We start from the raw sequence: 15,003 nt of genomic DNA on the forward strand, positions 1-15,003 counted from the left end.
GTAACACTGCCAAATTTCAACGCAGCCGCCGATATCGCGGCAAGATCGCAAAAGGCTGTTTTGGGGTTTGGCGGATATAAAATTAAATGCTGTGGTGAGGTTGTGGGAATGGGGAAAGCAATCCCATCTAATCGCAAGCTCATCTCCCAATTAAAAAATCCTGATTGATTTTGATTTCGAGATCCCCGAAAAACGAATGCAAAATGCCAATAATTATTGGCGTTTTCTAACCCGCCTTGAGTAATCAAGAAATACCGAATATTCAGCGAAATAATTTTTAAAGCGCTTAAATCTTGATAGCCAATTAAGGTCGCGTTTTCCAGCAAAAAAGATTCTGAACCGCCCACAAACGTCCATCGCCCTGCAATCCCTCCAGCTTGCTCCGTTAGCCAGTCAGATCCATCATAAAAATATTTTTGCCCATTATTCTTGATCAAGCGATCGCCAATCTGTATCGGTGATCCATCGCGGCGGGTAGCTGGGGGAGAATCCGCAAAAATAAACCGATCTAAATCTTTAGGATAGGCAGGATAAACAGGCATGATTACCTCAAGATAACTTGCTCTAAAATCGCGCAATGTTGGGCTAAAAGCCTCAATCTGGTGAGGTTAGCAATAGGCGTAATCGTCACCTTATGATTAGCAGGAACAATCAAAAAAGCAGGGTCAAATACTAGAGTCTGATATGTGTTAGAGAAATAGGTCACACCATTCAAATCAGCGATCGCCACGGTGTAATTACTTGTATTTTGATCCGCCTGAAGTGAAATGATGCGGATATCCTCAGGATATTGAAAGGAGAATGCACCTGAAATCCCAGTTTTCACAAAGTCGATAAACTCAGCGACGGCATTAGCAGGGGCATAAGTCCCTTTATGGGTATAGCCTCTGAGTGCCTGATTGCCGCCCAAAAGTGTTGCTGTAGTTGTCATTCTTCTAAATACCTACTAACGAAAAACCAGCCCCAACCAAGATCGGAATCAATGGCGCAGATCCAGCGCTAAGGGCTGCACCCGCCGCAGGTGGTAAGGATAATGATGCTCCGCCCGTGGGTAAAGCCAAACCTGCACCCGTCACCGTTGCTGTTGCCAGCAACACTGCATTTTGTCCTATGGCATTGACACCAATTGCCCCTGTCAAAATCCGCAAAGTGGCAATTTCTGCCTGAATAGCATCAAGCTCCAATTTGCAATCACAGAGAGACTTTTTGCTAACCGCAAATATCTCTAAGTTCACCGCGTAGCTAGTTGCTAAGTAGATTCTGCACTCGCAATCACTACGGGTTGCCTCACTGGGTAAAGGCACGATCAAGGCAGTGTCAAACCCAGTGATGTTTAACGGAATCTCCTTACTGCCTAGCGGTGCTTGTGGTACTTGCACTGCACCATTGAGGTAGAGCGTATCAGCGCTTACCTCAATGGCTACGGTTGCAGCAATCTCAAAATTGTCACTGCCCACACCAAAAGCATTAAGCACAAGGAAATCACAGCCACTAAACACCCCTGATTGATCAATCTGACTGGGATTAGTGAAGCCTGACCAGACTTGTTTAGCGATCGCATTACTCATTACCGATATCTTGAGTTAACTTAACAGCGTAGCTTTTTACCGCTTTATCAAAAGGCTCTAAGCCAGTTTCAGGCACGTTCACAAAATCTAGATTGTCGATTTCTGAGAACAATGCTATTTCCAGGGTTTTAATTTTGTCCTCAACACTCATAGGGCAGTGCAGCACCGACAAACAACAAAACCAAACCTGCGCTTTATTCAAAATATTTCTCCACAGAATCAAGATGAGTTTCGCCAAAATAGGCAACTGACAACACGCCCACATAAGCCGCAATTTCCCTGACTTGGGCATTGTGATTAGTCGTATCCGTGGGGCTGTAAGGCACGATCACTTTGAGGTTGCTTTCGCCAGTCTCATTACTTGAATTTTCAAAGCAAGCATTTATATAGCGATGCTCAAAATCTTTTGCCTTGGGTATCTTGCCCTCACCAGTAATCTGTCTCGCAAAAAATAATGAAGTTAGAGGCGTTTGGATGCTCCCATCAGCATTTTTATAAACACGCTGACGGGCAACTGTACGAAAGCCAAAATCAGAATCATAGGAAATCCCAATATCCTGATATCGCCTTACCTTTGCCCCGACCTTAACCATTGTTCGCAAAATTCAAAGTGTACTGATTACCAATAGACTCGCCGCGCAATTCCACATTTCGCACCAAATTGTTATTTACCAATTGGCTAAAAAACTGTAAAAACTCTGGAGTGACCGCCCGAAAAGGACAAGGAATATAGACATAGCGACTATCAGAAATAAATGCTCTAGCATGGCGCGGCGTGGCGATTGGCAGTGAGCAGCAGCTTCTTTTGATTGGCACATTTGACGGCAAATATTGCCGATCAAAATCCACTGATGTAAATATGCGCTCACCACCAAACGGACTACCAGCGATCGCTAACCCAAGGTCAACCACAAACACCGAAAAGGAAACCGATTTTAAAACCCGCCCCGAATCGGTGCAGTAGTCAAACCCATAACTAGCCATCGGCTTCAGCTTCGTTGATATCAACAAAATCAAGCTCAGACTCTTTATCAGCAAGCTCATGAAGGTTTTCAATGGCACTGGTTAGGCTATCCACATCAGTAAACGCCTTAGCCTGCCATTGACCGACAAACTCGTTAATAGCATCCACAAATTCACGCGACAAAATCATAAAGGCTCCGTCAAATTCAATCCACATTCCGAAAATTAGACTAGCAGGTCAATACGCGCAATACTTTCGCCTTGATAGCCAAAGCACTGAATACCATCAAATCCTTGAGAAATATCTCGAATACAGGTGAAGATATCCTGCTTGGTTTTCAAAGGAACCTTACGCAGAAAACGTTTTGGCAGTTTTTTCTGCTTTTCCGAAATATCTGCATAGGTACTATTACCTCTAAGGGTGATATACCTTGCAGTAACATCGGACAAAGAACAAACATCTTGCTTAACAAGTTTGCCAGTACAACCAGCTTCCTGCTCAGTTGGCTCATACAACCCCGAATCTTCATTTTTAGTTGGTGCTGTACCAAAAATTAAAGTAGCGAGTTCGATAGGATCAACTTCAATAGCCAACTTTGGCAGCAAAACCTGACCAGAAATATCAGAAGCATATTCTTTCATCCGCCCAGAAAGTTTAGGCGAAAACTTGCCAGCCTCTGCAAGTGTAATCAAGTCATAGCTTGGGCTGTAGTAATTTGTTTGTTTGTAAGCAGGGGGAATTATGCTCCAAGCTTCTCCAATCAAGTCAATACAAACAGCGCCACATTGCCTGATTTTGTCCACATAATCAGGAATATCCGCAACATCAGGCACAGGGAATTTAACAATCAAGCACTTTCGATCTTTTTGTTCATCAGGGTCGAATGTCGCGACGAGATGGCGCATTTCAAACGGAACGGGACAACCGCAAGCACCAACGCGATCATCATATTGAATACAATCGTCCATTTTAGATGTAATCGAAAATGGAACCAGCTTTTGATCAAACTCTGTACCTAGATCGCTTTTGTAAAGCTTAATAAGTTTCTTATCCTTTGATGCCATTACGCATACCTCGCTATTGATGAATATGATTGACTGGTGAGGGACTCGAACCCACTGCTAAGCGCCCACCGTCCGCTCTGCCTTTACCCTATGGCTCCCCAGTCAATAAGAAATTAGGAAATGACGCTATTTACGTCAAAAGTCTGAGTGCTAGGATTCAGCGTCAACTGCACCGTGATCGAGTAAGACTTACTCAAAATTGCATGGCGATCGACTTGATCTGATGGGATAGCGCTAGTAGGGTTAGTCGCAGCGATTAAGTCACCACTGGGGTTAGTTGCCGATGGTGCAGATGCACTTCTAGCCGTAATTGCACTTGGTACAGTTGCAGACCGCAGCGCTACAGCATTGCCAAGCCAATCAAGCAAAGCAGCAAACCAATCACGATTATCGCTAGTTCCACTGATAGTTATCCCTGCATGGGTAAGTGATGAATAATTGGTCAGCAAAGCGGTAGGAATCAAGAAACCAGCCGCAGCCACTGCACCGCCTGCTGCAATTTTGGTCGCACCTGCAAACAAATCACTGATAGAAAACTTGCCTAAGCCGTTATTAGCGCCACTTGTGGGCAGGGGAATCATGGTGATTGTGTCAGTATCGTATTTGGCAACCTTTTGAGCCGTGAACGAAAAGTTCTGGTTGATCAAATTAGTGCCTGCACCTGCTGGCGAAGCTTTGGCAGTGGTGAAACCCAACTTGCGGAATGCCGTAGGAGACATGATCTCATAAGCCTTTTCGAGTAAGGCATAGACACACTTACTAAGCTTTAAGTCAGCCGCTTGACCAGAGGCAAGCTCAGCCGCGAGTAAACCCGATACACCAGTCAAGGGGATAAATACACCATCAGCAACAGCTGTACCAGATGCGTCAAAATATTCAAAGCTCATAATTTTCTTTAACCTAATAGGAACTTAAACCGTCATAAGTATCGTTTTTGCTTCGATACTTAGTCTGTAAAAGAGATATGCTGAAAGTAGCACTAGGCAAAGATTTGAGCAACGAGAAACAGCGCTTCGATATTAAATAAGAAGAAGATGGCAAAGAAAAAACGACATTATAATCACACTTTTTATAAATCTCCCTGCTTTATTAAGGGATGTCCACCGAAAATGATCCGCCTTGTGGAATTCTGCAAAAGGTTTAACTACTCACAAAATCAGGTCATGACCTTGTTGCGCGATCGCCATGTGATTGGCAAAACTTTTAAAAATTTATTCTTTGTGACCCCAAATCATTGCAGTCATTTATGGAGCGATGCGGTAATCACAGAGTTTTGGGGTGAGAATTGGCGCGATCGCTTAGAAGATTAGCAACCCTTTGGCGGTGGTAGCATCACCTTCACCTCCGATGCTTCACCATCGGCTCCCATAGTCACAAATACAACGCGAGTACAGCGAATCTCACGGTTTCTAGGCTTGCGGCGCGGTGAACCATTCTTCGTAATTCTGATTGACTTTCCATCGGCATTGACTACAGGCTTCAATGTGCTTAACCCGATTAGTTTTTGCATGAACTCTTCGGCGTTTTGTTCAGTGTCAAAATATGCCAAAGTTTTCAACGAGTGATTTTGCCAACTTACCCGCGCTGCCACATTTCCCATTGTGCGAACTAAGGGATGAAAATCGCGACACCAATTATAGGTTTCACAAGGGCGCGGCGCAGGGACTGCCAAATGCCATCTCGAACGTTTCGGATCGCCCTTTTTGGAGAATTCTAAAACCAGTTGATTTGACACTGGTAGATGCTCATAGAGTTCACCAATGTGCAAAGGAATAGGACATTCAGGCTCTTTATCTTTTGCACATTCTTGAGCGCGAATTTCAGCAATTTCGTCAAACTCCTTAATTCTTTCTAATTCCAGTCCTTTAATAACAGGCACAGTATCAAACCTAAATTTAGGATCGCCCTTATCATCACATCCATCAAAAATCTTTACCTGAATATTTGAAAATTCCACTTTTGCATCCTTTCCATCTTTACCATCTCTACCGTTTTTCCCATCTCTACCATTAGCACCATTTTTACCATCAGTCCCATCACGCCCTGGCAAGCCATTTTTACCATCACGTCCATTAGTACCAGGTAAACCTCTTAATCCATCACGCCCTGGCAAGCCATTTTTACCATCACGTCCATTAGTACCAGGTAAACCTCTTAATCCATCACGCCCTGGCAAGCCATTTTTACCATCCTTGCCGTCACGTCCTGGGCGACCGATATTTATTTTAAAATTATTAACAAGTTTTAAAATAAATTGTATTTGTATTTCTAATTTTGCAATCAGTTTAAGGGCTAAAGTAACTTTGCCAGTGAGAGCAGCAATTAGCCCAAATATCTTTGCAATAGCAACCAAAATACCTGCAACTTGACCTTGTAATAAAGCTATAGCAGCCCAAATCAGTCTAATTTGTCCCCATAAATCATCAATTTGCCTTTTAAGTCTTGATAAGTAATCAAGAATATATTTAATATCTTGTAAAGCTTGCCCCAAGCCCCCCTCTAGTATTTCAATTCTACGCAGCAAACCCGAATATAGACTTTCAATTTTTTCAACTCTCACGCGCAAAGAAATAGCAAGATTAGAAGCCGCCGCCGCTAATTTTTCAACCCCCGTCATTCTTACTTCTAAATTCTTAACCCTTGGTTCTAAATCCTCACCTTTAATTAATCTTCTAAGTTCAGCTAAAGCGTTAATAACAAACTCTCTTAGTTTGTCAATCGCTGCATTGACGCTTTCAGCAATTTTATCAATTGCATTTTCTAAATCATTTTTAGTTCGGGCTAGTTCCTGCTTAGTTGCCCAGCTATTTTTCTCTGCCTCAAGGTTAGCTACCTTGACTTTCAAGGTAGCTACCTCATTCGTGAGCGTAGTCATTAGCGATTCGAGAGAGTTGCAGTCACTCACGGAAATTCACCCAGCCTAAACTAAATCAGGGTCAGGGGCAGCCGAACCACTATCAGGCTGGTATATATCCAGCGAGTAGCTAAATCGCCGTTTAAGCGTGTTTTCTCGCGTCTCTAATCCCAGAATCGGATCGGTGATGACTACATTCGGCACATCATCGGTATTTGCGTTGCTAAAATCCCTGATTTTGCGGGTGATGGCGGCGATCCACTTTTCGGGGTCTGTTTCGTCACCCGCCGTCAGGTTGTCCCAAGCTTGGGCGCTGAAATCAGAATATTTAATTACCAAGGCAGGATCGGCGGCGCTGGCGGTAACCGAAGTGGTAGAGGTCAAGACTGCGGCATTTGCGCCAAAAAAGTTAGCGATGGTTGAGGCTGGCATGGGAATTAGGCAAATATTTTGGTTTCGCTTATTCTAGCCAAAACGCTTGCCTAAAACTTGCCTATTTTTTAGCTGTCATACAGGTATATACAGGTATATACAGGTACATAGACAAGGCATAATTAAGGCTTAATTTGCTTGCTGCATATGAGTTTTTAGTTATGGGCAAAGAGAGAATCGAACTCTCATGACATCGCTGTCGTCAGATTTTGAGTCTGATGCGTCTACCAATTCCGCCATTCGCCCTTGAAATTTAACTAGTTTGATGCTCTGAGCTTCAATTTATTAGTTTAATTTTTTCAAGATTTATATCTTACAACAGTCATGCTACATTTTGTCAAACATATTTAGAAAATATTTGCTAGCAAATATTTTCTAAATATTCTAAATATATTTTTCTAGCAATTGCTGTAGCATCGCAATTACTATTACGGCAACCTATGCAAGCCTTGACCTATGAACGTATTTATGATGTTGTGCGCCAGATTCCCTTGGGTAAAGTTGCCACCTATGGACAGGTGGCAGACTTGGCGGACTTAGCCAGAAAAGCGCGTCTAGTTGGCTATGCGCTCTACCGTGTGGATATGCAGAATACGGATATCCCTTGGCAGCGTGTGGTGAATGCTAAGGGTGAAATTTCCCTGTCGCCTTTGCGCTATGGCACTGACTATTTGCAGCGATCGCTACTTGAGGCGGAGGGGGTTGTATTTAACGACTCTGGCAAAATTGATTTACGCAAATATTTATGGCATCCCTGAGCTAACGGGGTAAATCATCGCGTTGCAATGTCTAATCTTGCACTGAGAGCGGAGCTTGACTAAATCAATGACAACTCACCAACCACCTCCAATCGACTATATTGACCGATCGCCAAGAAAGCTTCTTCTAAATTTTGGGCAACTGTGGGGCTAATCCAACCCAGTTGTTTGAGTAAATGGATAGAAGCCGCAGTCTTTGCCCGCTTAGAGCCATCCATCACCTTAATTGCTAAGCCCAAACCTTCACCGATCCGTCCAATACATTGCACCCCCTCTGCTCCCGATTTGCTAACGATCGCGCCATTGGTCAACCGCATCAGTTCTGTATCAAACTGCCCATCTCCCGCCACCATATCTGGATGTCTGGTCATCGCTCTTGTAATCCTTTCTAAATGCAGTTGACTATGCCCCGCAAGCATTGCATAGAGATGGGCTAACTGCCCAATTTCCAGCAAATAGGTCGGCACACCACAATCATCATGGGCGCAGATAAATTCGGCGGCAGGCATATGCAGCAGATCCGCCATCGTGTTTAAAACTAACTGTTGGACAGGGTGCTGCCGATCTAAATAGGAAGAAATTTGCCAGCCCTGCTGTTTGCAAACGGCGATCATTCCTGCATGCTTGCCAGAGCAGTTGTGACGCAAAGGGCTTTGTTGACAAACGGGGCATTGCATAGCGCTTGGCTCCACATCGCACCGCCAGAGAATATTGAAGACTTGTCTAGCTTGGGCGGTCGTGCCTTGGTGGGAGCCACAGATAATTGCCAAGTCTGTTTCTGAAAGATGGAACCGTTCCTGTGCGCCTGAGGTGGAGACGGGTAAGGCTTGGATTGGTTTCAGGCAAGAGCGAGCAAAGGTGGTCGTTTGGGGATCGCCTGCGGCAGATAGGACACGCCCTCTAGCATCGACTACAGCAGCTTGGCAAGAATGCACCGATTCGACAATGCCTTCACGGAGTAGTTGTACGTCTATTTTGGTTGCCGAAAACCGATTGCGCTTGCCAAGGTTCATAAAAGTAGTATGGTAAGGGGAAAAGTCTGATTGTGAAATTGTCTTAATGTCTGTGAGCAAATATACAGCAATTTTTTGATTAATTAGCTGCTTCGAGCCTCAATGGGCTGAATTTCATGATAGTCCATGCAGTTTTTGCTGATGTAATCATAGACAGCATCCTCCGCTAATGGTCTAGATAGCAAATATCCTTGACCATAATCACAGGCGAGCGATCGCAGGACTAATTTTTGTTCTTCTGTCTCAATGCCTTCAGCCACCACATCCATATTTAACCCGTGGGCTAATTTGATAATTGTCGAAGCAATACTATTGTGGCAAGATCCGTTTTGATATTCGGTTTGTAAGTCTTTGACAAAGGCGCTATCGATTTTGAGAGTATGAATCGGTAATTCATGGAGGCGACTGAGGGAAGAATAGCCCGTACCAAAGTCATCAATGCAAAGTTTGATTCCATATTTTTTTAAGTCAGCAAGGCATTGATTTTCCGTACCCGTTGACTCTAATAGGCAGCTTTCCGTGATTTCTAGTTTTAGTAAAAAATTAGGTAATCCATATTCATCAAGGATTTGTTGCACTCCCTGAGCAAAATTTGCTTGCTTTAGTTGAATTGGTGAAACATTGACATTCACCCAGAGGCGGGGGCGATCGCCAGACTGGACTCTCAGTTGATCTTGCCACAGGCGCATTTGTCGCAACGATGCTCGCACAATCCACCAGCCCAATTCATTGATCATACCCGTATCTTCGGCGATCGGGATAAAGTCTAGGGGCGAAATCATCTTACCCGAAGGGTGATGCCACCGCACCAAGGCTTCAAATCCACAAAGAGTATTTCTCCGCAAACAGATAATGGGTTGAAAATACATACAAAATTCTTGACGTTCGATCGCTTTTCGCAAATCGTTTTCCAACTCAAGCCTAGCGATCGCCTGATTGCGCCCAATTGGATTGAAAATATCATAGCGATTACGTCCTTTATTTTTGGCTTGATACATGGCAATGTCAGCATCTCTGAGAATATCTTCAGGCTTTTGATAGTCGCGACTGCCCATCGTAATGCCAATACTGATACTGACGAATAGCTCATGTTCTAAGATCGGAAATGGCGCTTCTAGACCTGATTGAATGGTTCTTGCTAGGCTAATAGCGGCTTCGAGATCACTGATATCTTCCAATAGAATAATAAATTCATCACCACCAAACCTTGCGAGGGTGGCATTGGGAGAGATTAGGGCGGCGATCCTTTGGGTCGCTTGCTTGAGTAGTTCATCGCCCACCAAATGACCAAGGCTGTCATTAATTACTTTAAAGCGATCCAAATCCATAAATAGAACTGCATAGATCAAGTTTTGAGCAATCAGATAATGTAGGCGTTTCATTAACCAAGCGCGATTGGGCAACCCCGTTAAGGTGTCATGGACAGCTTCATAGGCTAGTCTCTGCTCGCGCTGCAATAATTGTGTTTGCAAGGCTTGTAGTTCTTCAATAGCATTAGAGAGAGCCAAGGTGCGTTCTTTGACCCGTCTTTCCAATTCCAAATTAAAGTTTTGTAATTTTTGGTTCTGTTCTTGAATTTGGCGGGTGAGGTGGTTGATATGCAGGTGAGTTTTTACCCTTGCCATGACCTCATCACGATCAAAGGGTTTGGTGATGTAGTCAACGGCTCCTAGTTCAAATCCTTTGACTTTATCTAAAGAATCAGATAGGGAGGTCATAAAAATAATTGGAATTTCGCGAGTCTCAGCCGTGTTTTTCAGGACTTGACAAGCAGTAAAACCATCCATAACAGGCATCATCACATCTAGAAAGATCAAATCAGGGCGGCTATAGATTGCTTGCTCGATCGCACTTTCGCCATCTACAGCAACTAAAATATCCCAGTCACAATCGGCTAAAGCACCAGATAATACTTTAAGGTTATTCGGATTGTCGTCGACTATTAATATTTTGTTTTTGTAATTGTTTTTGTAATTAAGGCTATGAGCTTCCATATTTTTCCAATATCCTCTTGCTTAATCTAATTACTATCGCCGTTTGCAAGATGTCCTTGACAGCTTGCAAAACAGCAAATTCATATTTTCTATCTTCGGTTTTCGGTTTACACCATTTAAAACCCTAACTGGGTTTATTTCGCAAAGACTTAACTAGTTCTTTGATTTGTTTGATTTTAAATTCGTTAGCTAAATTTTGTAACTCCTTGGCGAATGGAACTAATTGATCATCTTTCTGCTCAATGGCGATCGCATATTCTAGGATGCCATTGATATTTCCCTGCATTGCCAGATCAAAGAGAATATTTATATCCTCATCATCAGGCACAACTACGCTTAGAGATCTGATGCTTGGATCGGGCGATCGCGCAAAATTGGCTAAGCCATGGTTATTGCTCGGAATTGTGGTTATATCTTCATAGATCCATTCTAAGTTTAGGTGCTTTTCAATTTTGGCAAGTAGCAAATCAAAACTCACGGGCTTGGAAATAAAGTCATTACCACCAGTCTCTAAGCTTTGAGTGGCATCTTTACTAAAGGCACTTGCGGAGGTGACAATGATGATGATGTTGCAAAGATCAGGCGATCGCCGCAAATGGCGCATCATCTCAAAGCCATCCATCACAGGCATGACCAAATCAGTGATGATTAAGTCTGGATGCTCACTTTTAGCTAGTTCCAGCGCTTCCTGTCCTTGACTTGCCTCAATTATGTCAAAGCCGATCTCCTCCAAAAGGTTCACTAAAACAGTGCGATTTTCCCATTTATCATCAACCAATAAGAGCTTATAGGTTTTACCTTTCACGCCGATAATCTTGCGTTGAGTATTTTGGTGACTAGACCATCTGCCCGCAAAGTCTTCATCGGCTGCCGCGAGATCCACTTCCAGCCCAAAGACACTACCTTTACCAATTTCACTACGCACATAAATCGAACTTCCCATAAACTCGGCAATTTTTTGACTGATTGCCAATCCCAGTCCCGTTCCTTCAAATTTTGACTGCTGATTGCCTGCTTGTTCAAAGGGAGAGAATATTTTCTGTAAATGCTCTTGATCAATACCCACACCAGTATCTTCCACCTCAAAGCAGACCCGATAGAATCCGCGCTCATGGGCATCAGATCGGGGTGCGGCGATCGCTTTTACCTTAAAGGTCACACCGCCATCACTGGTAAACTTAATTGCATTGCCCAAGAGGTTGAGCAGAACTTGGCGCAGACGCTTCTCATCCGCAAAAACCCCAATCGGTAAATTGGCTGATGGTAGATAGGTAAAGGTGATCGCCTTTTGTTCTGAGCGCATAGAACAAATCTCCACGATCTCCTTCAAGAAATTAAGAAAATGAAAATCGCTAGCAACTAGTTCCATTTTTTGGGCTTCAATTTTTGACAAGTCTAAAATATCGGCTATCAAATTTAGTAGATGACAACCGCATTGCTTGATCACGTTGATCCCTTCAATTTGCTTAGGTGTAAGATTGCGATCGCGCTGCAAAATCTGCACATAGCCCAGAATACCGTTGAGAGGCGTTCTTAGTTCATGGCTCATATTCGCCAAGAATTCACTCTTTGCCCGATTCGCACTATCTGCCTCCTCCTTTGCCTGAGCCAGATCTAGCTCCACCTGCTTACGCTCTGTAATGTCCGTATGGGAGCCAATCATGCGCGTGGGTGTACCTTTTTGATTGAAAACGGCAATTCCTCGCGCTAAGATCCACCGATAGGAGCCATCCTTACAACGCACTCGATGTTCAGCAACATATTGAGAAGTTTCGCCTGCCCAATATTTTTCAACCGTACTCATGACATTCTCAAAGTCATCAGCATGGATGAGATAAGTCCAAGAGTCTACGGTGGGTGCAATATCGGCATCGCTATAGCCCAGCATCGTCTTATAGCGTTGCGAAAAGAAGACCTCATTAGTTTGACAATTCCAATCCCAAATTCCATCGTTAGTGCCTTGCAAAGCTAAATTCCAGCGTTCTTCACTTTCCTTCAATTGTTTTTCGATGAGATAGCGATTGTGTGATTCGAGGGCCACGATCGCCAAATCTCCAATAGATCGGGCAAAGCTTTGTTCTTCTAAAGTCCATTCGCGTAAAGTCTCTATATGCTCAAGACACAGCACGCCTATGGTGATATTGGCACGTTGAATTGGCACTTCTAGCATGGATTTAATATTACGGGCGGTGAGATATTCTCTTAGCTCATGGGTGCGCTCGTCATTGAGTACATCACTGACTGCGAGTAGGGGTTCATGGTTAAGGGCATGAAAATAATTAGGATAGTCAGTAATTATCAAGCATGGCTCAACCCCATGAAGATGGGAGCTTAAGGTATATAAATCGTGGCATTGCCAATAGTGGGTATCTGTTTGGGTAAGCCAAAAGCTAACACGCTCTACCTTCAAAGTATGCGCCACCGTCTCATTCAAGATTTGGATATTGGTCTGCAAGTCGCCAATTCGTAATTCTTCTTCTCTGGCTAATCTGGCTAAAACCTGATTATGTAAGCTCAATGAGTTGGCTCGCCTTTGCAGTTCTTCTTCGTAATTGCGGCGATCGGTAATGTCGGTATGGGAGCCGACCATCCTGATTGGTTCACCATCTTGATCAAACAAGACCTTCGCCCTAGCCAATATCCATTTGTAGCTGCCATCTTTGCATCGGAGGCGATGTTCTAAACTATAATTAGCAGTCTTGCCGCTTAAGTAATCAACTCTAGTTTTGATCACTGTTTGTAGATCATCGGGATGAACGAGATTTTCCCAAGTCTGATTATTGGGCGCAAAGTCAGATTCATCATAGCCCAGCATGGTTTTGTAGCGCGATGAATAGAATACATATCCTGTTTTGAAATCCCAATCCCAAATGCCGTCATTATTGCCTTCTAGGGCAAGTTGCCAACGCTCTTCACTAGATTTTAACTGCTGTTGGACAAGAATCAGATTATAGGATTCGATCGCTAGGGCGATTAGGTCGGCAATGGAGCGGGCAAAGGTCTGTTCTAGCATTGTCCATAGGCGCGGCTCGCCTGTATGCTCTAGGCTAAATATGCCGATTACTTTGTGATTGTAGCAGAGGGGAATTTCTAGAATTGAGGTAATTCCTAACTGAATTAGATAATTGTCAACTAATTCCTTAGTGCGAGCATCGTTGAGAGCATCATTGACAGAAATGCCTAGTTCTGGTTGCAATTTGTCGATATGTTTCGGAAAATCACTAACTGTAAAATCAGGCTCAACAACATGGCTCTCTGTACTTAGCAAGAACAAATCAAGGCAATTCCATGTTTGTTGATCCTCATTCAATAACCACACGCTACTTCGCTCAACATTGAGATTTTTTGCCGCCGCCTCGGTTAGTTTTTGGATACTAACTTCAAGATCGCTCCGATGTAATGCATTAGCTTTGGCAAGATTTCTTAATACTTGATAATGTTGACTAAATTGGCGTGATTTCTCATAGAGTTCTCTTTCAATGTCAATACGTTCATCTATTTTTTGATCTAGCTCTTGCTCGCGTTTTTCAATCTCTTGCTCTAGCAATCGTCCATAATTTTGTAGGTTTTGGCGATCGTGCCGCAGTTTTAAGATCAGCCCTAACATAATCACATTAAGGAAAAGGGCTGCGCCTAATAAACCTAATAAATTTGGAATGAAACCATGCGAACTTTGGGGCTGAGATGGGGATGTTAGGTTTTGAGGAGATTGGGCGATCGCGGCGCTGAAATTATTGCCAACAAAGCTATAACCATGATGGCGCTGCATTTCTAGGTTCAACAGCAAGGACATCATGACCGTTACGAATATTTGCGTAACCTGCCTAACTTTTGGTTTCATTAAAGCCACCATTGTTAGTCTATCATTGTGCCTTAGACAAAATAAATATTGAGGTAGTCTTTAACACATACAACGCTTTGCTCTGACTAAAAAAATACAAAGATTTTGACAGCAATTACCAATCAAGTGAACCACAACATAGATTTTGCCAATATTGCTTTGCAACGCCATCAAAATTTTTAAGTAGCTAGGCATAAGAAAACTTAAAAAGCAAAGATTAAGATCCCCGACTTTTTTTGTGAATTTGCAAAATGTCTTTGCTTGCCTAGAAAAAGTCGGGGATCTGGGCATTTACAGTTTTCTTTTGCTGACCTAACTTATATGGCGATCGCCTAACAGTTCTTGCTTCAAAGCGAGGGCTTGTTGATAGAGTGGCTGTTACAGCCTGTTGAGGCATTAAGGGGTACAATGGAAAGAAACAGAAAAGCAGGAAAAAAAGAGCTATGCCAGCATATTCCCTAGATTTCAGAAAGAAGATCGTAACAGCCTACGAAGCAGGAAATACATCAATCCGC

General features: G+C 43.3%; 17 protein-coding genes and 1 tRNA gene. 2 read left to right on the plus strand and 16 right to left on the minus strand.

Annotated features, from left to right (window positions below):
* The 9 genes from H6F44_RS19560 to H6F44_RS19600 form a co-directional block, all read right to left on the minus strand.
* A partial coding sequence (locus tag H6F44_RS19560; protein WP_190352706.1) for a hypothetical protein occupies positions 1-542 on the minus strand: 542 nt, incomplete at its 3' end.
* 2 nt (positions 543-544) lie between these two features.
* On the minus strand, positions 545-931 hold the full coding sequence (locus tag H6F44_RS19565) for a hypothetical protein (protein WP_190352707.1): 387 nt from the start codon (positions 929-931) through the stop codon (positions 545-547).
* Positions 932-935: 4 nt separating this feature from the next.
* On the minus strand, positions 936-1,568 hold the full coding sequence (locus H6F44_RS19570; protein ID WP_190352708.1) for a hypothetical protein: 633 nt from the start codon (positions 1,566-1,568) through the stop codon (positions 936-938).
* Positions 1,561-1,770 carry a hypothetical protein gene (locus H6F44_RS19575; protein ID WP_190352709.1) on the minus strand — a complete coding sequence of 70 codons (210 nt, stop codon included), beginning with the start codon at positions 1,768-1,770 and terminating at the stop codon, positions 1,561-1,563. The genes H6F44_RS19570 and H6F44_RS19575 overlap by 8 nt, the downstream gene beginning before the upstream one ends.
* Positions 1,763-2,170, minus strand: coding sequence for a hypothetical protein (locus H6F44_RS19580; protein ID WP_206754476.1), 408 nt, complete (start codon positions 2,168-2,170; stop codon positions 1,763-1,765). The genes H6F44_RS19575 and H6F44_RS19580 overlap by 8 nt, the downstream gene beginning before the upstream one ends.
* Positions 2,154-2,552: a hypothetical protein gene (locus tag H6F44_RS19585; protein ID WP_190352711.1), complete on the minus strand. Its 399-nt coding sequence runs from the start codon at positions 2,550-2,552 to the stop codon at positions 2,154-2,156. Before H6F44_RS19585 ends, H6F44_RS19580 begins: the two co-directional genes overlap by 17 nt.
* The gene (locus tag H6F44_RS19590) at positions 2,545-2,721 is read right to left on the minus strand and encodes a hypothetical protein (protein WP_190352712.1); all 177 of its coding nucleotides are present in this window, start codon (positions 2,719-2,721) and stop codon (positions 2,545-2,547) included. Before H6F44_RS19590 ends, H6F44_RS19585 begins: the two co-directional genes overlap by 8 nt.
* 35 nt (positions 2,722-2,756) lie before the next feature.
* Positions 2,757-3,596 (minus strand): hypothetical protein, encoded by an 840-nt coding sequence (locus tag H6F44_RS19595; protein WP_190352713.1) that lies wholly within the window; start codon positions 3,594-3,596, stop codon positions 2,757-2,759.
* 113 nt (positions 3,597-3,709) lie between these two features.
* Positions 3,710-4,483: a hypothetical protein gene (locus tag H6F44_RS19600; RefSeq protein ID WP_190352714.1), complete on the minus strand. Its 774-nt coding sequence runs from the start codon at positions 4,481-4,483 to the stop codon at positions 3,710-3,712.
* 276 nt (positions 4,484-4,759) lie between these two features.
* Here H6F44_RS19600 and H6F44_RS19605 point away from each other — a divergent pair, with 276 nt between their 5' ends.
* Positions 4,760-4,906, plus strand: a complete 147-nt coding sequence (locus H6F44_RS19605; RefSeq protein ID WP_190352715.1) for a hypothetical protein — start codon at positions 4,760-4,762, stop codon at positions 4,904-4,906.
* Here the strand turns inward: H6F44_RS19605 and H6F44_RS19610 are convergent.
* From H6F44_RS19610 to H6F44_RS19620, 3 genes are all read right to left on the minus strand, one after another.
* Positions 4,903-6,471, minus strand: coding sequence for a coiled-coil domain-containing protein (locus H6F44_RS19610; protein ID WP_206754477.1), 1,569 nt, complete (start codon positions 6,469-6,471; stop codon positions 4,903-4,905). The genes H6F44_RS19605 and H6F44_RS19610 overlap by 4 nt on opposite strands.
* A gap of 45 nt (positions 6,472-6,516) precedes the next feature.
* A complete protein-coding gene (locus tag H6F44_RS19615) occupies positions 6,517-6,882 on the minus strand; it encodes a hypothetical protein (protein ID WP_190352716.1) in 366 nt (121 codons plus the stop codon).
* 162 nt (positions 6,883-7,044) lie between these two features.
* Positions 7,045-7,128, minus strand: a tRNA-Leu gene (locus tag H6F44_RS19620).
* Positions 7,129-7,322: 194 nt separating this feature from the next.
* Here H6F44_RS19620 and H6F44_RS19625 point away from each other — a divergent pair.
* Positions 7,323-7,640 (plus strand): MGMT family protein, encoded by a 318-nt coding sequence (locus H6F44_RS19625; protein WP_190352717.1) that lies wholly within the window; start codon positions 7,323-7,325, stop codon positions 7,638-7,640.
* A 59-nt stretch (positions 7,641-7,699) separates the two neighbouring features.
* Here H6F44_RS19625 and H6F44_RS19630 read toward each other — a convergent pair whose 3' ends face one another.
* The 4 genes from H6F44_RS19630 to H6F44_RS23640 all read right to left on the minus strand — a co-directional run bounded on the left by H6F44_RS19630 (position 7,700) and on the right by H6F44_RS23640 (position 14,885).
* Positions 7,700-8,653, minus strand: coding sequence for an asparaginase (locus H6F44_RS19630; RefSeq protein ID WP_190352718.1), 954 nt, complete (start codon positions 8,651-8,653; stop codon positions 7,700-7,702).
* An 83-nt stretch (positions 8,654-8,736) separates the two neighbouring features.
* Entirely contained in the window at positions 8,737-10,647 is a 1,911-nt protein-coding gene (locus tag H6F44_RS19635; protein WP_190352719.1) for a two-component system response regulator, read from the minus strand.
* Between the two features lie 124 nt (positions 10,648-10,771).
* The gene (locus tag H6F44_RS19640; protein ID WP_190352720.1) at positions 10,772-14,488 is read right to left on the minus strand and encodes a PAS domain-containing protein; all 3,717 of its coding nucleotides are present in this window, start codon (positions 14,486-14,488) and stop codon (positions 10,772-10,774) included.
* Between the two features lie 265 nt (positions 14,489-14,753).
* Positions 14,754-14,885 carry a hypothetical protein gene (locus H6F44_RS23640; RefSeq protein WP_277874141.1) on the minus strand — a complete coding sequence of 44 codons (132 nt, stop codon included), beginning with the start codon at positions 14,883-14,885 and terminating at the stop codon, positions 14,754-14,756.
* Positions 14,886-15,003: the final 118 nt, after the last annotated feature.

It is taken from the genome of Pseudanabaena cinerea FACHB-1277 (genome assembly GCF_014696345.1).
GTDB classification, from domain to species: domain Bacteria; phylum Cyanobacteriota; class Cyanobacteriia; order Pseudanabaenales; family Pseudanabaenaceae; genus Pseudanabaena; species Pseudanabaena cinerea.